General features: G+C 38.7%; 14 protein-coding genes. 5 read left to right on the top strand and 9 right to left on the bottom strand.

Going from position 1 to position 20,260, the window contains the following annotated elements:
• Nucleotides 1-20: 20 nt before the first annotated feature.
• Complete coding sequence (locus tag INE92_RS14795) at nucleotides 21-281, top strand: hypothetical protein (RefSeq protein ID WP_224262987.1); 261 nt, start codon at nucleotides 21-23, stop codon at nucleotides 279-281.
• Here INE92_RS14795 and INE92_RS14800 read toward each other — a convergent pair.
• The 4 genes from INE92_RS14800 to INE92_RS14815 all read right to left on the bottom strand — a co-directional run bounded on the left by INE92_RS14800 (nucleotide 253) and on the right by INE92_RS14815 (nucleotide 8,292).
• Nucleotides 253-2,244 carry a DUF4954 family protein gene (locus INE92_RS14800; RefSeq protein WP_004299189.1) on the bottom strand — a complete coding sequence of 664 codons (1,992 nt, stop codon included), beginning with the start codon at nucleotides 2,242-2,244 and terminating at the stop codon, nucleotides 253-255. The genes INE92_RS14795 and INE92_RS14800 overlap by 29 nt on opposite strands.
• Nucleotides 2,245-2,336: 92 nt before the next feature.
• Nucleotides 2,337-3,599 carry a GTPase HflX gene (hflX, locus tag INE92_RS14805; protein ID WP_004326261.1) on the bottom strand — a complete coding sequence of 421 codons (1,263 nt, stop codon included), beginning with the start codon at nucleotides 3,597-3,599 and terminating at the stop codon, nucleotides 2,337-2,339.
• Between the two features lie 102 nt (nucleotides 3,600-3,701).
• Nucleotides 3,702-5,162, bottom strand: a complete 1,461-nt coding sequence (locus tag INE92_RS14810) for a SusD/RagB family nutrient-binding outer membrane lipoprotein (RefSeq protein WP_004299187.1) — start codon at nucleotides 5,160-5,162, stop codon at nucleotides 3,702-3,704.
• A gap of 13 nt (nucleotides 5,163-5,175) precedes the next feature.
• Nucleotides 5,176-8,292 (bottom strand): SusC/RagA family TonB-linked outer membrane protein, encoded by a 3,117-nt coding sequence (locus INE92_RS14815; protein WP_004299186.1) that lies wholly within the window; start codon nucleotides 8,290-8,292, stop codon nucleotides 5,176-5,178.
• 449 nt (nucleotides 8,293-8,741) lie between these two features.
• On the opposite strand from INE92_RS14815, the gene INE92_RS14820 reads away from it, so the two are divergent.
• The 3 genes from INE92_RS14820 (at nucleotide 8,742) to INE92_RS14830 (ending at nucleotide 15,050) form a co-directional block, all read left to right on the top strand.
• Entirely contained in the window at nucleotides 8,742-9,914 is a 1,173-nt protein-coding gene (locus tag INE92_RS14820; protein WP_004326266.1) for a site-specific integrase, read from the top strand.
• A gap of 905 nt (nucleotides 9,915-10,819) precedes the next feature.
• A complete protein-coding gene (locus tag INE92_RS14825; RefSeq protein WP_250698624.1) occupies nucleotides 10,820-13,618 on the top strand; it encodes a SusC/RagA family TonB-linked outer membrane protein in 2,799 nt (932 codons plus the stop codon).
• A gap of 19 nt (nucleotides 13,619-13,637) precedes the next feature.
• Nucleotides 13,638-15,050 carry a RagB/SusD family nutrient uptake outer membrane protein gene (locus INE92_RS14830; RefSeq protein ID WP_004299182.1) on the top strand — a complete coding sequence of 471 codons (1,413 nt, stop codon included), beginning with the start codon at nucleotides 13,638-13,640 and terminating at the stop codon, nucleotides 15,048-15,050.
• 626 nt (nucleotides 15,051-15,676) lie between these two features.
• On the opposite strand, the gene INE92_RS14835 is transcribed toward INE92_RS14830, so the two are convergent.
• The 5 genes from INE92_RS14835 to INE92_RS14855 form a co-directional block, all read right to left on the bottom strand.
• Nucleotides 15,677-16,327, bottom strand: coding sequence for a MarC family protein (locus tag INE92_RS14835; RefSeq protein WP_004323496.1), 651 nt, complete (start codon nucleotides 16,325-16,327; stop codon nucleotides 15,677-15,679).
• Between the two features lie 61 nt (nucleotides 16,328-16,388).
• Nucleotides 16,389-17,081: a YjjG family noncanonical pyrimidine nucleotidase gene (locus INE92_RS14840; RefSeq protein ID WP_004299179.1), complete on the bottom strand. Its 693-nt coding sequence runs from the start codon at nucleotides 17,079-17,081 to the stop codon at nucleotides 16,389-16,391.
• 97 nt (nucleotides 17,082-17,178) lie between these two features.
• Nucleotides 17,179-18,036 (bottom strand): Cbp1 family collagen-binding glycoprotein adhesin, encoded by an 858-nt coding sequence (locus INE92_RS14845; RefSeq protein WP_004299178.1) that lies wholly within the window; start codon nucleotides 18,034-18,036, stop codon nucleotides 17,179-17,181.
• Between the two features lie 33 nt (nucleotides 18,037-18,069).
• A complete protein-coding gene (gene rsmI, locus INE92_RS14850) occupies nucleotides 18,070-18,744 on the bottom strand; it encodes a 16S rRNA (cytidine(1402)-2'-O)-methyltransferase (protein ID WP_004299177.1) in 675 nt (224 codons plus the stop codon).
• Between the two features lie 12 nt (nucleotides 18,745-18,756).
• Nucleotides 18,757-19,506, bottom strand: coding sequence for a hypothetical protein (locus INE92_RS14855; protein ID WP_211421175.1), 750 nt, complete (start codon nucleotides 19,504-19,506; stop codon nucleotides 18,757-18,759).
• 140 nt (nucleotides 19,507-19,646) lie between these two features.
• Here INE92_RS14855 and INE92_RS14860 point away from each other — a divergent pair, with 140 nt between their 5' ends.
• The gene (locus INE92_RS14860; protein WP_004299175.1) at nucleotides 19,647-20,246 is read left to right on the top strand and encodes a thymidine kinase; all 600 of its coding nucleotides are present in this window, start codon (nucleotides 19,647-19,649) and stop codon (nucleotides 20,244-20,246) included.
• Nucleotides 20,247-20,260 lie beyond the last annotated feature (14 nt).

Genomic DNA, 20,260 nt, shown 5'->3' on the forward strand with positions numbered 1-20,260 from the left:
ATTACGTAATGTTAATTAGTGTGGCAAAGGTAGTAATTAAGAATGAAGAATGGCGAATGATGAATGAAGAATTAAGAATGAATAACGGAGAAAAGCAGGAACAGCAAAAGACAATCATAAACAATAAACAACGAGCGGTAAACAAGCTATGCCATTCATTGACATCTGCCGTTCACCGCTCACTATTTTATTTACAGTTTGCTATTTATCATATCCTGTTTATCATCCACAGTTCGCCATCTGCCACTCCTATTATGATTCGATTGCTTCAATCCGTTTGATTAACTCGTTTCCAAGAGCTGTTTTATCTTCAATATGTTTCAAGACGGCAGTCACAAAGGTATTACTTTCGAAATCACCGCGTACTTGCTCAAAATCCTGCTTCATTTCGTCGTGGGAGCCGTCAGCACCAAATCCGGTCATGGAAGACAACGAAAATTCTTTCTTGGCATCCTCATATACCATCTTATCCAATCCGACAACAGCTTGCTGCCACGCTTTCACGATACCGATGATATCTTGTGCTGTAATCGTTTCCGGATTCAGGCCGTAGAATTCCTGAATCTTATGATAAGCCCATGTCCATTCATAGGTATAATAATTCTCGTGCATTTCTGCAAAGCTTGCATTGATGGATTTCAAACGATTGACTGTTCCATTCTCAATACCATCCAACAATCGGTCGATTTCACTCTTGGGAGCAATCAGTCCGGAAACATCCACCCATTCGCCAAGTCCGATTTCCGTGTCAGGTTTCAGTCGCTGACGGATTTCTTCATTGGTCTGGAAATTAATACCCTCCAATCGTTTTATGATGGAGTTTCCCAAGAACTTGTGAATGGCGATTTCATAAAAACGAATTCCGTTATTCAGAGAAGAGTTCTTGATTTTAGCACTCTGGTAGGAGTAGATCTCTGAAGTTTCACCGGATACACGTTTCAATTCTTTCAAAATGGAACGTCCTTTAAACATCTTCTGAATGGTATAAGGACTCAGCAGGTTATAATTGATATAATCCAGCCGGTTCGGATCTTTTCGCTTATCACGCTTTGGCCATTTCTGTGCGTCACGGATAGTACCTACACTTCTCAAATTAACTCCCGGAACCAGATAAGTGGTATTCCGCTGCTCTATCAGGTAAGAGAAAGGAAGATTGGAAGTATCGGCATGATTAACATGACGTCCCATTACCAAAGAGAAAGCCCCGACACGTGCCGGCCACAGGATATATGAATCGGAAGTGGTCTTCGCTCCTCTCTCCATCGTTCCCTGATGGATAGGACCTAACTTATACATGTGATTACTCTGATTGGACCCCGAACCCGCATTCATAAACGAGAACATACCGGCAATCAATAAAGTAGATTTATGGTGTGTCACCGTAAAAGGACCTGCAAAAATAGCACATGCCTCACCATTCTCTCCCTGACAATTACTAAAAAATAAAGAATCGGAAGCGGAATAATTGTGTCCCAGTTTACAGGATTGTCCGACGAAACAACGAGTCAGCATCGTACCGTCATCCACTTTAGAGCCGGAAGAAATAATAAAGTCATCACAGATTACACCATGTCCGATATGTACAGGTGCCGTCACATTACTATTGACGCTGCCATTGGATAAGCGACAGGTCCCACAGATATGGCAGTAATCACCAATCCGGACATTCTTGATCGAGCCCGTATTGAGAATCATCACATGATTGCCAATACTGCCGACAGCAGAAGCATGTTTATTGGAATAATAATCCGCAATGGATTTCATACGGTTTATCAGCTCGGGACGATGGCGGTAGAGTGCAAGAATATATGCCTGGTGCGCAGACAATTTATCGTTCATCAACACCTCACGGCCTCCTGTTTCATTCAAGACAGCCACTTCTACCCCATTACCAAAAGTGCTTAACCTATCCACTAAAATAATATCTACATTCTCAATGAAGGTGTCACTGCCAATCTCATAATTAGCAATATAGTTCTGTATATTCTCAATACAGCAGTTATCACCCACCGACACATTGTGCAACGTCACATGACGTAATCCCGAATGTTTCTTGATTCCCCCCGGCAATGTAAATTCAGCTTCGAATACCCCCAGTTTTACTTCACCCGAGAAACGGGTATGATGGACGTACTCACAATTAAAACCCTCTGCCACTGATACATTTCCCCAATCATCGGCCAGACATGACTGGCTCTTCAACTGAAGTATCTCATCTTCAGTCAATCTACGATAGTCTTTCATCTTAATAATGTGTTAATGTGCCTATATGCCAATGTGCCAATTCTGATGCAGTACGCGCAACCAATTGGCACATCAGCACATTAGCATATTGATTATTCTTCCTCTTCTTCTTCGTAGGTCTGATAAAGAAAATCGTTATAGGGATATTTCTGAACGTGTAATTCTTTCACTCGCTGATAAACTACATTTTTCAGTTCGTCTATATTGATTCGTTCGCGGGCGGAAATAAAAAGGCAGTTATCCTCCATTTTTGCCATCCACGTCTTCATCAGTTCTTCGAGTGTTAAGTTTTCCTTTGTTCGGGGGGTAAGGTCGTCCGGCGCTTTCTCCACGTAGGTGTAAGCGTCTATTTTATTAAATACAAGTATCATAGGTTTGCCACTGCCGCCAATCTCTGCCAGGGTCTTGTTCACCACCTCAATCTGTTCCTCAAATCCGGGGTGAGAAATATCGACTACGTGCACAAGCAAATCTGCTTCACGTACCTCATCCAGGGTAGATTTAAAAGATTCTACCAAGTCGGTAGGTAACTTGCGAATAAACCCTACTGTATCTGACAACAGGAACGGTAGATTATCGATAATCACTTTGCGCACAGTAGTGTCTAAAGTAGCGAACAGTTTGTTTTCCGCAAACACTTCACTCTTGGAGAGAAGATTCATCATGGTTGATTTTCCCACATTGGTATAACCAACCAGTGCAACACGTATCATGCGTCCGCGATTCTTGCGTTGGGTAGCTTTCTGCTTGTCAATCTCCGCCAGACGTTCTTTCAGCAATGACATACGGTTCAGGATGATACGGCGGTCCATCTCAAGCTGTGTTTCACCCGGACCACGAAGTCCCACGGAACCTTTACCACCACCGGCACCGGAACCACCTCCCTGGCGTTCCAAGTGAGTCCAAAGCCGCTGCAAACGCGGCAACATATATTTATACTGTGCCAGTTCTACCTGTGTCTTCGCATTGGCTGTCTGCGCACGCATGGCAAATATATCAAGAATCAGTGAAGTACGGTCCAGTATCTTCACTTTCAGTTCAGCTTCAATATTACGAATCTGTTTCGCAGAAAGCTCATCATCAAAGATGACCATTCCTACTTCACGTTCTGCTTCCTCTTCGTCATGGATATATTGTCTGATTTCTTCCAACTTTCCTTTTCCAACATAAGTCACAGAGTTAGCCGTCGGCAACTTCTGTGTAAATCGTTTCACAACTTCCGCCCCAGCCGTCTCGGCAAGGAAAGCCAGTTCATCCAGATACTCGTTTGTTTTACGCTCATCCTGCGTCTGTGTGATGAGTCCTACAAGCACTGCTGTTTCTACTTTGGCTTCGGATATTACAAATTCTTTCATTCTTTACTTCTATTATATATAATAATGTGGGCGCAAATATAACAAAAAAAAAGAGGACAATGTTTTATTGTCCTCTTTTTCGTATCATTTATGGTAATTCAATTATAAATCAAACCATAGTTTTTCCCAGATTTTCGGAGATTCTTTCGGTGCATTAATATTAGCTGTCATTTCTTCAGGACTATATTCCCATCTTCTGATCAATTCTTTTGAAGTTGCATCTTCCGGGACTTGCAATGTCGGGACCTCGTTTCCGGCAGTACCAGATCGCCTCCATTGTACAAACTCCTCAAACGGACGATCCATCAAATCAATCCATTGCTGCATATGAATCTCATACAGAGCTTTTTCCTGGGTCATCGTTGTCAATTCCGGTAAACCTGTAACATATGTATCAATATCGGATTCCGCAACTCCATAAAAAGCACATGCTTCACGAATTCCTTTCAGGTACAGTTCATTAGCTTTCGACAGATTTTGAGCAACTCCTAATCCGCGCGCATAAGCTTCTGCTTCCAAAAGTAGCTGTTCTTGACAAGAATAAATCAATTCCGGAGCGTCTCTTCTGAAAAGGTAGTTACTTACAACAGATGACAGTAGATTTTCTTCATCATCCGTCTTTGCAGCCTCTCTATTACCCAACCCCCGGTATACACCATCCGCACCCGGTTCAAAATAACAGGGAATACGGGGATCATTACGTTCTTGCATCGGTTTCAACATATAATTGCTGGCAAAGAACAATATTTGTGTCCCCCCAACCAATTCTATAAGTTCATATTTAGGGTTCTGGTTACCCGGATCTGTAGAGTAAGGAAATACCAAATTGTCCGCTGCTGATGCAACCATTCCTCCAGCCTGCAGCAACGTACCAATAGCAGCAGCCTTAGAAGGGTCTTTATCTACCATAACCATCAATGTTCTGAATTTTAAAGACTTTGCCAAAGTCATCCATTTGTTCATATCACCTTTGTAATAGATATCGTACTCATCAATTGCATTAGCATCATTCAGATCTATAAGCTGTAATGCCTCATCAAGTAATGACAAAACACCATTCAATACACTTTCCTGAGAATCAAATTTCGGATATTTAATTGTTCCGTTCCAGGATTCTGTGAAAGGAATATCTCCCCACAACATCGTTGCCTCATACATATGCTCAGCCAAAAGAATCTTACACTGCGCAATAGCATTGTGATTCACCGGTTCTGACTCTTCTGCATTTTTAATAGCTAACATCAAATTATTGCCACCTACAGAATAATAATGTTTCCAGACATTCCCTGTACTATAAGGAGAAATAGTATATACAGATTCATCCCAGCCACCGTAATCAAGTCCACCATCAACTTGACACTGCGAACTCATAGATAAAGGAATATAAAAGTCACCACCAGTGCGTGTTCCAGCCCAGTTTACAGCTACATAGTTAAACAAATACCCGGGATCAACTTTCTCGGCAGTATTGGGATCATGGTTAATATCGAGCCAATCGCTACATGAAGTTAAACATGCCAAAGCGCTCAATGCGTATGTTAATATTTTCTTTTTCATTATCATATTCGTTTAAATCTTACAATGTTAATCTGACATTAAATCCAAAACTTCTGGTAGAAGGTATGCTGTTAAACTCTACACCACCCCCAATCTGAGAAGGACCGAAGAAGTTAGCTTCCGGATCAATATGTGGCACATGATCTTTAATAATCCATAAGTTACGTGCCTCAAAACCTAAATCCAATGATTTAACAAAAAAGCTCTTGAACCATTTGCGTGGGAAGCTATAAGACAACTGTACCTCTCTGAGTTTTACAAATGATGCATTATAGATATTCCCTTCATTATTACTAGAATTGGATATATGCTGCCAATAATCCTGCATACTTTTCACAGGAACATCATTAGGTCTATATGTTCCATCATCCTGAAGGATTACACCCGGCTCAATAAAGGAAGCATCTTCACGGTGAGCTATTGTTTCAGCAGCCAAACCGCTACTTCTTAAATTAGCTACAGTCTCTGAATACAAAGAACCTCCATGACGGATATCAATCAAGAAACTCAAGGTAACTCCCTTATAAGTAAATGTATTGTTGATTCCCATCGTAAAATCAGGATATACATCTCCTAAACGCACGTTATTAACAGTTTCTCTCAAACCTGTTTTAGAATTAATCACATAATTTCCTTGGTCATCACGTTTCCAACCCGTGCCATACAAGCCAAACGAATCTCCTTTAGCAGCCTTAATTTGTAAACCGCTCAGTCCACTCGTTAACGTATATTCATCAAGTCCTTCAGCTAACTCCTCCACTGTCTGCTTATTTGAAGCAAATGTTGCATCCAGGTCCCATTTAAAATCACGTGTTTCCACAGGAGTCAACCCCAAAGTTACTTCAACACCTTTATTGGCAATCTTCCCGGCATTAATATTATTGGCAAAGTAGCCTGTTGACAATGGGACATCAATACTTACAATCTGATTCTTTGTAATATTGCTATAATAAGTCATATCTAACCTAATTTTTCCACCGAAGAAACGCAAATCAGCTCCAACTTCAAAAGAACTTTGATTTTGCGGCTTCAAATTCTCATTTGGTAAGACACGAGGTCCCGTAAAGCCAACTAATCCCATATGGGGGAAAGTGTTAACATTACCCAGATATTGCAAAAAGTAAGTACTAGCGGGAGTATATTTAAATGCCAAATTGTACGGATCTTCATCACTACCCACATTAGCATAACTCAAACGAACCTTACCAAAATTCAGAATATCTTTGTTTTCCATCAACTCCGTAAAAATAAAACTACCACTTATGGAAGGATAGAAATAGGAACGATTATTGATCGGTAGAGTAGACGACCAGTCATTACGTCCTGTTACATTTACGAAAAGCATATCTTTGTATCCCAAACTAATATCTCCATATAAACCAACAAGACGTTTCTTTTCATAATAATTTACCGGAGTAGTAGACTTCGCATTAGTATATGTGTATAGCCCATCAACAACCAGATTCTGCGCCTGCACATTTTCATTCTTCCATTCCTCCTGATAGAGATTATGCCCCATCATTACCTTAAAATGATAGTCATTTGCAAAAGTCTTCTCGTAAGAAACCATTAAGTCATTATTTATAATTCTTTTATACAAATTCCAAGTCTGGAACTTTCCGTTCAAGGCTCCTACAGTACCTTTTGCATATACCTTACGCCTTCCTTCTGTGTAAAAATCTGTTCCGGCATTATTGGTGATAGTCAGTCCTTCAATCGGTTTATAAGTCAATGTGATATTACCAATCATACGATCTAAATTATTGGTAAACTTATTCTTATTAATAATCCAATATGGATTATTACTTTTACCTTCCGGATCTAATGTGATTTGCTTTCCATTCTCATCCACCCAATTCTTTTGAATATCATGTATATCAATAGTTCTCGGCAATCCATTAATCAATGGAATCAGTAGGTTACTATCATTTGCACCTTGCGCTGGACGACCTTCAGAGTCGGAACGTATATATTGAGCAGAAATACGACCTGTGAAGTTCTTAGTAAAATTCATACCCGCATTGACAGAAAAAGCGTATTTATTATAGTCAGATCCAGGTACAACACCAGTCTGATTAGTAGAAGTAAAGCTCAAACGGAAGTCCGCCTTTTCACCACCCCCCGCAACTGATACATTATTAATATAACTCATTCCCGTTTCATAGAAATCCTTTACATTATCAGGATTTGCCTTCAAAGTCACTTTATCACCTTTGTAATCTGTAAACTGCTGATCTTGTACCGATGAGATCTTCGGTCCCCAACCATTCAACATTTTCACATTATATACACCATAACTGCCTTGTGCATATTCATTTTGAAAGTCAGGTAACTTTAGTACATTTTCAAATCGTGTAGAAGAGTTTACTGTTACAAACACCGGTGAGTTCTTCTTTCCCTTCTTAGTAGTAATAACGATAGCACCATCCTTTGCACGCGCTCCATACAATGCTGTTGCAGCTGCTCCCTTCAATACATTGATAGATTCAATATCATCTGAATTAATATCCCCTGCACGATTACCGACATCAACTATACCATTAGTTCTGTCAGGGTTATAGGAACCATTGTCAATTGGAAGCCCGTCAATAATAAATAAAGGAGAAGAAACGGTACCAATAGACGAAGCTCCACGAATCTGTATACTTGAACTACCACCTACCGTACCAGATGATTGGGCTATTTGCAGTCCCGCAATCTTACCAGACAATGAATTAAGTACATTACTTTCACGTGCTTTAGTTATTTCATCTCCCTTCACACTAGATACGGCATAACCTAGGGATTTTTCCGATCGCTTAATCCCCATAGCTGTCACTACAACCTCATCTAGATTTTGGGAATCAGACTTTAGCACAACTTTTAAAGTTGGTTTGATCACCACTTCTTGTGTCTGCATACCAATATACGAAATCTGCAAAGTCTTTGCAGAACTTGGTACATTCGACAAATTAAAATTACCATCTACATCTGTGATTGTACCCAGAGTGGTACCTTTTACCAACACAGAAGCGCCAACAACTGGCTGCCCGTCTTCTTCAGAAATCACAACGCCTGTGACCTTTTGAGTCTGGGCAGTTACTAGGCCTATGCCCACAAAAAGGCATGCCAATAACAGCATTAATTTTCTTTTCATAAATTCTCTCTTAAAGTTTAACTTTACATTATTTGTATCTTTACTCTAACAATTTGCAAATATATTAATAAAACTGAAACTAGCAATTATATTAATAAAAAAAAGTTGCAAATATAACATTTTGTTATTTTATAAGCTGTATTTATGCCGATAAGCATATTTTTTTCAACCAAAAGCTTTGATTGCTAAAACAGCAATTGACACTTTGCATAAGCAAAATGCCTCTTTTAATATTTCTTTTACTCGTTTTTAGTCATAAAACACCTTTAAAAGCCATTCTTTTTGCTTTTTTCGTGAAAAAGCGAATAAAAAAGTGGCATTTAATTTAAAGTTTTGTGAATACCAAGTGATTTGAAGATTTATTTTTTAGAGATATTAATGCTTATTCGCCTCTGATATAGCACAGAATTACGTCTAATTTGTTCTATTATTAATTAAAAAATGAAAGTATGGAAAAGATCAGTTACAACCTTGTGTTTAACAGAAAGAAGAGATTGAATAAAAGAGGAATGGCATTAGTTCAGGTAGAAGCCTATCTGAACAGGAAAAAGATGTATTTCTCCACCAAAATATATCTCAAACCGGAACAGTGGGATGCCAAACGAAAAATGGTGAAGAATCATCCTAATGCGAATGTTTTGAATCGTATGTTATATGAAAATATAGCAGCTATTGAGCAAACAGAACTTGGACTATGGCAACAGGGAAAGTCCATATCGTTAGATTTATTAAAAAATTCTATTGATAAACCTCTAAGCAATGGAAGGTCATTTTTGACTTTTTTTAAAGAGGAGATAGCCAATTCTTCTTTGAAAGAAAGTACCCGTCAAAATCACCTTTCCACGCTTGAATTACTTCAGGAGTTCAAGAAAGAGGTATTATTTACCGATTTGACATTTGAGTTTGTGTCTTCATTTGATAATTACCTGCAATCTAAAGGTTATCACCTTAATACTATTGCCAAGCACATGAAGCATCTGAAACGATATATTAATGTTGCAATAAATAAGGAGTATATGGATATACAGAAGTATGCCTTTAGAAAATATAAAATTAAAAGTATAGAAGGAAGCCATACACACTTAGCTCCGGAAGAGTTACACAAATTTGAGAATTTGCAGCTGACTGGAAGATATACGAGACTGCAAAAAACAAAAGATGCTTTTTTATTTTGCTGTTATGCTGGATTACGATATTCTGATTTCACTAATCTGACCTCTGCAAATATTGTTGAGTTCCATCAGGAGACTTGGATAATATACAAATCTGTCAAAACAGGTATGGAGGTACGCCTTCCTTTATATTTATTATTTGAGGGTAAAGGAATCCAGATATTACAACGCTATAAAGATGACCTCAATAGTTTTTTCAAGTTGAAAGACAATTCTAATATTAATAAGGAATTAAACATATTGGCAGGCTTGGCTAAAATTGATAAACGTGTATCGTTTCACACCGCCCGTCATACAAATGCTACCTTATTATTATATAATGGTGCCAATATAACTACTGTACAAAAACTGTTAGGACATAAAAGTGTAAAGACCACGCAGGTATATGCGAATATAATGGATATTACAGTGGTGCGTGATCTTGAGAAAACTGCCTCATCAAAAAAATAATAATAAGCACAAAAACTAAACGAAAGTGTTCTGTTTTTAAGATTTGGTTATAGAAATGGAAGGTATAATTTTCTCTAATAGAAGAAAGTGTGTATAATTAAATGAAAGAATATGCAATATAAGTTCCGAAAACGCATATATATAATCTAAAGATACATCATAATTACGAATATTATCACTCGTCCCATTTAAAGGAATAAAGCGTTCCTTTAAAAGGAACGAGTCATTGGTCGTAGAGAAGCCCTTGCTTTCTTTAAAAGGAAAGGATTAAAAGCTAATTTATAAACTTGACAGCCTCTAATAGCTATTAAAATCCGGCATTTGGGGTTCTTTCATTTTAGCATCAGATAAATGATAAATACCTCTTTTTGCATAATTAGATGTAATTACACAATCTCTTTGATACAGAAAAAGCATATAACCATCCAATATAAATATTCATCAATCATATTCTCTGCGATTTTGGAGGATATTTGAATCCACCCCTGCATATTTTAAAATATACAGTAATAAAATATGCATTTTTTCATCTGGAGTTTTTCTTTTTCTTAGATTACCGTTTGCTAATGAATATATTATTATAGTCAATAATTATTGGATATAATTTAGAACAAGAAAACCATCTTCAACAGTTAAGATGGAAATAAGTTTTAGCTTATATCATATAAGATAAGAACTTAAATAATTAATTAATAGATGGTTATGCCCTATTTTTGATAGAAATCTGGTATCATAAATCAGTAAACTAATATGTTTGGTAGGTGCTTAATATATTGATAATCTGCATAATAACTACAACAAAAAAATATTTCCAAAGGAAAGCAAACATCATATATATTGTTAGTAATCAACATATTATAGTTGTATTTAGTTCTGCAAAGACTTTGCAGATTTCGTACATCGGTATGCAGACGCAGGAAGTGGCGATAAAGCCCAATTTGCGAGTGGTTCTCAAATCTGATGCACAGCTAATAGATGAGGTTGTGGTAACCGGATATGGGGTAACTAAAAAAGCGGCATTTACGGGATCTGCCCAAACGGTGGATAATAAGGACTTGATGAAAAAAACAGATGCAAACTTTATGAAGTCTTTGGAAGGATCAGTAGCTGGTTTACAAGTAAATAGCTTGACTGGACAACCTGGTGCATATGCTTCTACTACTATTCGTGGGGTTGGTTCAATGAACTCTGGAACTGAACCTTTATACGTAATTGATGGTATTGCCATTTACACAGACAAAATGGGGGCTTATAACAAAGCCGGAACAGGGGATATGGCGGCAAGTCCGATGGCTAATATCAATCCTAACGACATTGAGTCCATCACAGTTTTGAAAGATGCTACAGCTACAGCTATTTATGGAGCTCGTGCAGCGAATGGAGTAATTGTAGTTACTACTAAAAAAGGTAGTCTGGGAAAAGCGCGTTTTAATGTGAATGCAAAAGTCGGAACTAGTTTTGTAGGTAAGATAGATCATAATTATCGTACGACAAATCTGGATAAATACAAAGAGATCTGGACCGAAGGACTAACAAATGCAGGATATGACGGTGAGGATGGCATGACTTCTGCTGAATGGCTGAATGCCTATGTTATGGATTGGTATAATGTGGACTTGACGCAAAATATCAAGAGTGTGGATTGGCTGAAGGAGATTCTGCAAAATGGTTTTTCACAAGAATATGATATCAGTGCTCAAGGTGGGAATGAAAATTTGCGCTATTATATTAGTGGAGGATATTTTCAGAATACAGGTATCGTCATCGGAACTGGAATGAAACGCTATAGCGGACGTATTAGTTTAGATGGAAAAAGCGGACGGATAGGATATGGACTTTCTGTGAATGGAGCACTCTCCGATATAAACAACACTATGACTGAAAGCCAATATACTAATCCTATTGTAGCAGTATATGACATCCGTCCGTTTGAACAGGTGCGCAATGAAGACGGAACATATAATACAAATGTTAATTATAATCCTGTAGCTATTAACGATAAAGAAAAAGGTGATAAACGCAATCAAAAGCAGATTACATTGGTTGTGAATCCATATTTTACTTATAATATTATTGATGGCTTAACATGGAAGACAAATGCAGGATTGAGCTTGATTGACTTGGACGAGTTTTTTTACAGTTCAATTTATAATCCTCAATATTCCGGTAGTGGTATGCTTGGTCAAAGAAACCAGGAAAGAGCAACAACCTTGACCATTACCAATACCGTAAACTTCAACCGCACTTTCAAAGACATGCATCATTTGAATGTGTTGTTGGGACAAGAAGCACAGAAAATATCTTATAGAACAATTTATGCAGCTGCCAGTGGATATCCTAGTGATGCTGTTTTTGAATTGGACAATGCTTCCAAGCCAACAGGGGCGGGATCTTCAACCAAAGCAAGCACTCTTTCTTCATTCTTTATGAATGCAGAATATAACTTGAATGATAAATATTATCTGTCAGGCAGTTTCCGTTATGACGGCTCGTCAAGATTTGGTGTAAACAACAAATGGGCTCCTTTTTGGTCTATAGGAGCAAAATACCGAATCTCTAACGAAAGCTTTATGGAAAATACCAAAAATTGGTTGACAGATTTGACTATCAGAGGTAGTTATGGAACTGTAGGTAATCAGGATATTGGTTATTATGCAGCAATGGGATTGTATAATTATGGATATTCTTATAATGGCAAACCTGGAGCTATTCCTTACCAAATAGCCAATCCGGATCTTAAATGGGAGACTGTTGCGAAAGCCGATATCGGTATCCATGCTGTTTTCTTCGAAAGACTGACACTCGAAGTGGACTATTATAACCAACGGACAAAAGATATGATATTTGATGTACCACTTTCTTACACAACTGGATTCGGATCTATCCTGAAAAATGTAGGTGAGATGGAAAACAAAGGTATAGAATTCTTAATTAACGCTAACGTACTTAGAAATAAAGATTTCAGTTGGGATGTTCGCTTCACTGGTACGGCAAATAAAAATAAAATCATAAAACTTGCCACAGAAAAACCAATTGAGAATACTCTAACTATCAGAAAAGTTGGTGAAGCGTATAATACGTTCTATATGCCGGAATATGCAGGAGTGGATCCTGAAACAGGAGAAGCAATGTGGTATAAAGGACAAGAAGGGGATGAGAAAACAAAAAATGTAAATGAGGCCGGTCAGCGAATTGTAGGTTCTGCCGATCCTAAATTTTATGGTGGCTTTGGAATGAATTTCAAATACAAAGGTTTTGACTTCTCTTTTGATACCAGTTTCACCTTGGGAAATAAAGTATATAACTCCGGATTTGCATTTGATATGCAGGTTGGACATTATTTCTTAGGCCCGGTATCTAACTATGTTTATGACAACCGCTGGCAAAAGCCGGGAGATATAACCGACGTACCCAAATTTGTAGCTGGAGACAACTCGGGAGCAGAAACTAATTCCAGCCGTTTCTTAATGAACGGTTCTTATTTGAGAATGAAATCCATGGTTTTAGGATATACTCTTCCGAAGAACCTTATGAATAAAGTGGCTATTGACAATTTAAGAGTTTATATCTCTGCTGACAATTTGTTCACTATCACTGCTAAAGATTTTATAGGATTTGATCCACAAACTAGATCTACCGGTATGCAGTCTTGGGCATATCCTGTACCTAGAAATATCATGTTCGGTCTTAATCTTAGCTTCTAAAAAATAACTTTAGAAATTTATGACAATGAAGAAAATATTATTTGCTTTATTAACCGGTTGGATGGCAATTTCATTCACCGCATGCGATGACTTCTTGACAGAAACGCCATCAACTTCTGTTCCGACAGAAGAAGCCTTGGTTACTACCCAAGATTTTCAGAATGCTTTAAATGGTGTATATTACACATTAGGTTCATATCGTTTTCTGGGACGTGATGTATTAGCAATTGGAGATGCGCCAACGGATATCACTTCACATTCCGTTGCAACGTCCCATTTCTATGACATCTTCCGCTATCAGATACTGGATACTAATTCATACATAGAAGAAATATGGGCATACGGATATTGGGCTATCGACCGTTGTGCACGTATCATTAAAGAAGGTGCTTCATTTAAAGAAGTAACAAAGGGGGATCTGACAGAAGTGGAAGGATGCATCGCTCAAGCCTATGCAATTAAAGCCCTCTGTTCTTTCTATTTGACTAACATGTTTGGTTTGCCATATTCGGAAGCCAACAAAACGACATTAGGTATCGTAAACGTTACTGAGCCCGTCCCTGCCTATTCACAGGTGTCAAGAGTTAGTGTAGAACAAAATTATAGCCTGATTCTTGATGATATAACGAAGGCTAAAGAATATTATGCTAAAGAAGGTGTTGAAAATGTAGGTAAACAGTATATGAATACGGCTGCAGTTGCTGCACTTGAAGCTCGCGTAAAACTCTATATGAAAAATTACGAAGGGGCTATTACGGCGGCTCAAGAGGCAATAACCCTAAGTGGTGGTACAATTGTATCAACCAAAGAAGACTATAAGAATATGTACACGACATTGGCTGTTTCGACAGAAGACATTTTCTTTATAGCAAAAGCCGAAGATGATTATTTATCTGCTAATGCTCTGAATACTTTATGGAATAAATACGGTTTGTCTATTAACAGCGCAACAATAGCAGAATATTCATCTAATGATATTCGTCTGGCACTTCTTGGCGGTACGTGGACTGGTGGAAAAATGCGTGGTATCACAACCAATAATCAGATTTCTAACTTGCCGGTTTTCAGACTGCCTGAAATGTATTTAATACAGGCAGAAGCATATGCAAAACAATCAACTCCTGATTATGGTAAAGCTAAAGAAAAACTGTTGGAAGTAGCGGCAAAAAGAAACCCGGATTTGGATGATAGTGAAATTGCAGAGGATCAGACGATTATTGATGTGATTGACAAAGAAAGAAAATTAGAACTGGTTCAAGAAGGACATCGCTTCTTTGATGCAAGAAGATTAGGCAAAATTATTAGTGTGGCAGATGGAGCGTATACTAATTTCAACATTGCCAAATTTGTGTACCCAATACCTTCTTTTGAAGTTAATTCAGGTTTTGGAGTTATACAAACAGAGGGATGGAGTGATAATCTACCTCGATAAAACATTTTTTAATATTGCCTCCATATAAGGATAAGTTTTAAATAAGTAGATGAGACCTGCAATTTTAGAATTAATCGAAATTGCAGGTCTTATTATTTATAAATATATACATAAATAGTTTTACGTAAGAAACATTTACTTCAACATCGTATCGAATAATGGGGAGAAGGAGCACGTCTATTAGACTACAGACGTTATATTGATCCGGAAGACTGGGAAATGACGATGATGATTCCAATGACAGAGTTCGACGGTAATGAAAGCTTAAATATTGCCACTGATCAGAATCCATAAACAATTCACTTCTTTTTAATGAAATAAAAAAGAGTAGATACAATATATCCAATTCCAAGATATAAAAAAGATACTGATTTATAAAGGTAAAAATGAGACTAAACTCTTTGGCAAGCCTTGGAGTTTTAGTCTCATTTCTATTAAGGGGGTTATAAAAAAACTCGGGAATCTATTTTTTACAAAAGTAATTTAAAATAAAATATTCCTGATAGTTGTCATCCATTTACGGCTTTATTTATATATATCTTATTAACTTCTATAAGGGTAGTTCATTTTTTACAGCAAAGATAAATTTCATTTTAAGGACTCTTCAACCCTTCTATCTTTTATCATCAAGGAAGCATCCCCTCTCTCACAATATCCACCAAAATCGGTTTCAATCCGCTGACGAAACATTCCACCGCAATTACCATCAGAATCAATCCCATGAGGCGCATCATTACATTGTTTCCCGTCTCGCCCAATACGTTTACCAATTTCGTAGAAGCACGAAGAATAAAGAAAGTCAGCAGATAAATCAGGGCAATAGTGCCGATCAAAATTCCCTTCATTTCATAAGAATGTGCATCCTGCATCAAGACAATAGCATTGGCAATCGCTCCGGGACCGCATAACATAGGAATGCCGAGAGGAGTAATGGAGATATCATCCGCATACGTTTTGATTTCTTCATCTTTCAGTTTCATTGGTGTATAACGGGCTTGAAGCATATCAAAGCCGATCTTGAAGATAATCACCCCACCGGCAATACGGAAGCCATTGGTAGAAATACCGAAAAACTTAAAAAGAAACTGCCCGGCAAAGACAAATACCATTATTGTAATAAACGACACAATGGTGGCGCGACGTACGATAGACTGACGTTCCTTATCCGTCATACCATGAGTCATGGTAAGGAAGACAGGCATCGTTCCCAATGGGTTGGTCAATGTAAAGAATGAAGTGAAACAAAGTAAGGCAAAAGGCAGAAGCGTACTATCCATGATTATATCGTATTTTATGCAAAATTAAAACGCAACAAAAATACGACTTAATCCAGAAAACCTATAATAAATCCATTAATTCTTTCAAGGAATGTATGTGATAAGTGGGAAGAAAAGGGAAAGTAGTCCGTTCCGTCACATTGTAAAAAGCCTGATGCATCCCTACTCCGTGCGCTCCGGTTATATCCGCTTCCCAACTGTCACCAATCATCAAGGATTCGCGCAATTCGGATTGAGTGGCAGACAAGGCAAAATTAAATATTGCCGGCCAAGGCTTCAACACTCCGAGATCTTCCGAAAGAATCACTTTTTTGAAATACCCGTCCACTCCTGCCGACCGCATCTTGCATGATTGCAATTCACGGAATCCATTGGAAAGGATATAGAGGTTATATTTAGGAGCAAGATATTCCAATACCTCCTTTGCATGAGGCATCAAAGTACTTTTAGTGGGAATAATCGCGAAAAAATCTTTCGAGAACTGTTCGGCAAGCGCTTCATCTTCCACTCCCACAGCCTGTAAAGGATAAAAGAAACGTTGACGGTTCAATTCATCTTTCGTTATTTTTCCTTCGCCGTACTCAATCCAAAGTTCGGTATTTCTTTGCTGATAAAGGGTATAATAATGATCGAACGAATCAAAATAACGGTCGAATGAATATTTCTGATATACTTCTTCAAAAGTATCACGGGCATTTTGAGAGAAAGCCCAGATGGTATCATCAAGATCAAAAAAAAGATTTTTATATTTCATCAGTAGTTATGCGTATAATAAGAAACAAAAAAGCCAATGTGCTAATTTCTTGAATCCAGGAATCAGCACATTGGCAATTCAAAAAGGGATGTCTACCTTATTTTACTTGAATAACCAAGTATCTGGATACACTCCAGAATTCAGTAGGATTAGTAATCTTCAATGTCAACTGGCCTTTGTCATCTTTTACCAATTCATAAGAACCGGACGGATGAGTAGTCAGTAACTCAGCACGTTTAGAGTACAACTTGATTTCTTTGGTTGTACGGATATCGATTTGAGTGAAATAATCCTTATTGAAATCAGCGCTCTTCAATACATCTCCGCTCTGAAGAATCTTTTGAGCTTTCAATTCAGATTTAGTACCGAATACGAACCAGGCAGCATTCAAGCTCTTTTCCTGTTCAGCAACGGTTTTAGCTTTCGCTTCGTTTTCTGCAGCCAACGTTTCTTTAGCAGCAGACAAGTCGCTGACAGCAGCATCCAATTCCTGGATACGGATATTCTTGGAAGCCAGTTCTGTTTGAAGTTCTTCGATACGTTGTTGTTTAGCGTTCAATTCAGCAGTCAAAGCAGCAACAGCTTTTTTCATCTGTGCAGAATTGTAATTGCTGTTCTTCAACTGTGCCTGCAACTTTGCAATCTGCGCTTTGTTTTCTTCCATCTGTTTAGAGATGAATTCGATGTCAGAAGCAATCTGTTGCTTGGCGCTGGCAGAGTTTTCAGTGATGGTTCCACGTTGCAAGTCAACACGGCTTTCGGCAGCATTGATCTTACGGAAACCTTCCTGAACTTCATTGAAAGTACCCATCATATCATCCAGTTCAGCATTGCGCTGGTTCAGTTCCATCAAAAGAGAATCATTTTCAGCTTTCAGGTCTTTACTTCCACCTTTAAAGCTATCACACGAAGCTAACATGGCTACGCATACAAATAAAACAGCTAACTTTTTCATACGTTTACGTTTTACGTTTTTTAATGAAATTATTTAATCATCTATTCCTGCTAATACTATCACAATCTCGCCCCGGGGTTCGGTAGCGGTAAAGTGTTCTATCAATTCAGCCAAACTGCCCCGAACTGTTTCTTCGTGGAGCTTGGATATTTCACGCGACACGGTTGCCTGACGTTCAGCACCGAAATATTCGGCAAACTGTGTTAACGTCTTCAACAGACGGTGGGGTGATTCATAAAACACCATCGTACGGTGTTCTTCCGCCAATGTCTTCAGTCGTGTCTGCCGTCCTTTCTTCTGGGGGAGAAACCCCTCGAAGCAGAACTTCTCGTTCGGCAATCCCGATGCAACGAGTGCCGGAACAAAAGCGGTTGCTCCCGGCAAGCACTGCACTTCAATGCCGTTGCGTACACACTCACGAACAACCAGAAATCCGGGATCGGAAATTCCAGGCGTTCCGGCATCCGAAATTAGTGCCACCGTTTCACCTGCCTTTATTCTATTAACAACACTTTCCACCGTTTTATGTTCATTAAATTTGTGGTGGGATTGCATTGCATTCTTTATTTCAAAGTGTTTCAGCAAAATACCGGAAGTACGTGTATCCTCCGCCAAAATCAGATCGACCTCTTTCAGGACTTTGATAGCCCGAAAAGTCATGTCCTCCAGATTCCCTACCGGCGTAGGCACTACATATAGCTTTCCCATCTTGTTTTTGTTTTATACTGATTGATTAAAATATTTCTTTAGTAGCTCCAGAAAGTCGTTCACCGCCTCCTTTTCTTCATTCAATTCGACTTTCGAGGACAGAAATGCGACTGCAGTCTTGTAGGAACTCATTACTGATATCTGTTCGATAACCCGATTCATCAAATCAGTGTTGCCTCCGAACAGTTCACGAGAAAAACGGAAAGAATCATTCAAGCTGATAGCATGTCGCAAGCCGGCAGACAGTTTGAGACTTTCTCCCAACACAGCCGATTTAGGTTCTTCCTCTTTCACAACAGTTTCAACGACAGGTTCCTCAACAATTGCCGGTTCCTCTTTTTTCCCTTCTTCTTCTTCTTCTTCTTCTTCTTCTGCTGCTGCTGCTTCTTCTTCTTCTTCTTCTTCTGCTGCTGTCTCTGCAGCTGCCGCTATTACGACAGGTTTCTCTTCCGCAACAATGGCTTCTCCTTCCTCATCTTCTTTCACAACAACCGATTCGAGAGATTGTATAATCACGGGGGAATCCTCTTCAGACCCGGCAACTTCATCCTCCTCTTCCGCTGTCTCTTCCACAGCTGACGGAGAAATTACCTGAACAGCATCCACCTCCTGCTGCAGTTCTTCCAAACGCCCCTGCATCCGTGTAATGCTCCGCTTCAACAGTTCAGACAAAGTCGGAGTCGGCTCCTTGGTAAATGAATCCATGAGATACTTCAACTCATGAACATCCAACTCAATATCTGTTAATAGCTTCTGTTTCATGTCAGTCCATTGTTTATACGGTGCGAATGTAGGAATAATTTATGCAATAACTTAAAATAATGGATAATTTAACAGTTCTTGCACATCGAATTGCTTACCTTTGTCCACATATTTATTTAATCAAGAAAACACAAAATCTCATGGTATTATTTTCAGAAGACCACATACAGGAGACTAGAAGAAGAGGCCGGATCGAAGTAATCTGCGGTTCTATGTTCTCCGGAAAGACAGAGGAATTGATTCGCAGAATGAAGAGAGCGAAATTCGCGAAACAACGTGTCGAGATATTCAAACCTGCTATCGACACCCGTTATTCAGAAGAAGACGTAGTCTCTCACGACAGCCATTCTATCGCCTCCACTCCCATCGATTCGTCAGCCAGCATTTTACTGTTTACTTCTGAGATAGATGTAGTAGGTATTGATGAAGCACAGTTCTTCGACAGTGGTTTGATTGATGTATGCAACCAGCTTGCCAACAATGGAATCCGTGTTATCATTGCAGGATTGGATATGGACTTCAAAGGAAATCCGTTCGGACCTATGCCACAATTGTGCGCCATTGCCGATGAAGTCTCCAAAGTTCATGCGATCTGTGTGAAATGTGGTCAGCTGGCCTCTTTCTCACATCGTACAGTCAAGAATGAGAAACAGGTTCTTTTAGGCGAAACAGCCGAATATGAGCCTCTGTGCAGGGAATGTTATCTCCGTGCACGAGGGGAAGATGAGCAGAAAGTATAAACTCTATAAAAGAA

Origin of the sequence: Bacteroides xylanisolvens (assembly GCF_018289135.1) — a bacterium.
Lineage (GTDB): Bacteria > Bacteroidota > Bacteroidia > Bacteroidales > Bacteroidaceae > Bacteroides > Bacteroides xylanisolvens.

Excerpts from the sequence above, each read along its gene's own strand:
- INE92_RS14800 (WP_004299189.1), bottom strand. The coding sequence starts at position 2,244 with ATGAAAGACTATCGTAGATTGACTGAAGATGAGATACTTCAGTTGAAG.
- hflX (WP_004326261.1), bottom strand. The coding sequence starts at position 3,599 with ATGAAAGAATTTGTAATATCCGAAGCCAAAGTAGAAACAGCAGTGCTT.
- INE92_RS14810 (WP_004299187.1), bottom strand. The coding sequence starts at position 5,162 with ATGATAATGAAAAAGAAAATATTAACATACGCATTGAGCGCTTTGGCA.
- INE92_RS14815 (WP_004299186.1), bottom strand. The coding sequence starts at position 8,292 with ATGAAAAGAAAATTAATGCTGTTATTGGCATGCCTTTTTGTGGGCATA.
- INE92_RS14820 (WP_004326266.1), top strand. The coding sequence starts at position 8,742 with ATGGAAAAGATCAGTTACAACCTTGTGTTTAACAGAAAGAAGAGATTG.
- INE92_RS14825 (WP_250698624.1), top strand. The coding sequence starts at position 10,820 with ATGCAGACGCAGGAAGTGGCGATAAAGCCCAATTTGCGAGTGGTTCTC.
- INE92_RS14830 (WP_004299182.1), top strand. The coding sequence starts at position 13,638 with ATGACAATGAAGAAAATATTATTTGCTTTATTAACCGGTTGGATGGCA.
- INE92_RS14835 (WP_004323496.1), bottom strand. The coding sequence starts at position 16,327 with ATGGATAGTACGCTTCTGCCTTTTGCCTTACTTTGTTTCACTTCATTC.
- INE92_RS14840 (WP_004299179.1), bottom strand. The coding sequence starts at position 17,081 with ATGAAATATAAAAATCTTTTTTTTGATCTTGATGATACCATCTGGGCT.
- INE92_RS14845 (WP_004299178.1), bottom strand. The coding sequence starts at position 18,036 with ATGAAAAAGTTAGCTGTTTTATTTGTATGCGTAGCCATGTTAGCTTCG.
- rsmI (WP_004299177.1), bottom strand. The coding sequence starts at position 18,744 with ATGGGAAAGCTATATGTAGTGCCTACGCCGGTAGGGAATCTGGAGGAC.
- INE92_RS14855 (WP_211421175.1), bottom strand. The coding sequence starts at position 19,506 with ATGAAACAGAAGCTATTAACAGATATTGAGTTGGATGTTCATGAGTTG.
- INE92_RS14860 (WP_004299175.1), top strand. The coding sequence starts at position 19,647 with ATGGTATTATTTTCAGAAGACCACATACAGGAGACTAGAAGAAGAGGC.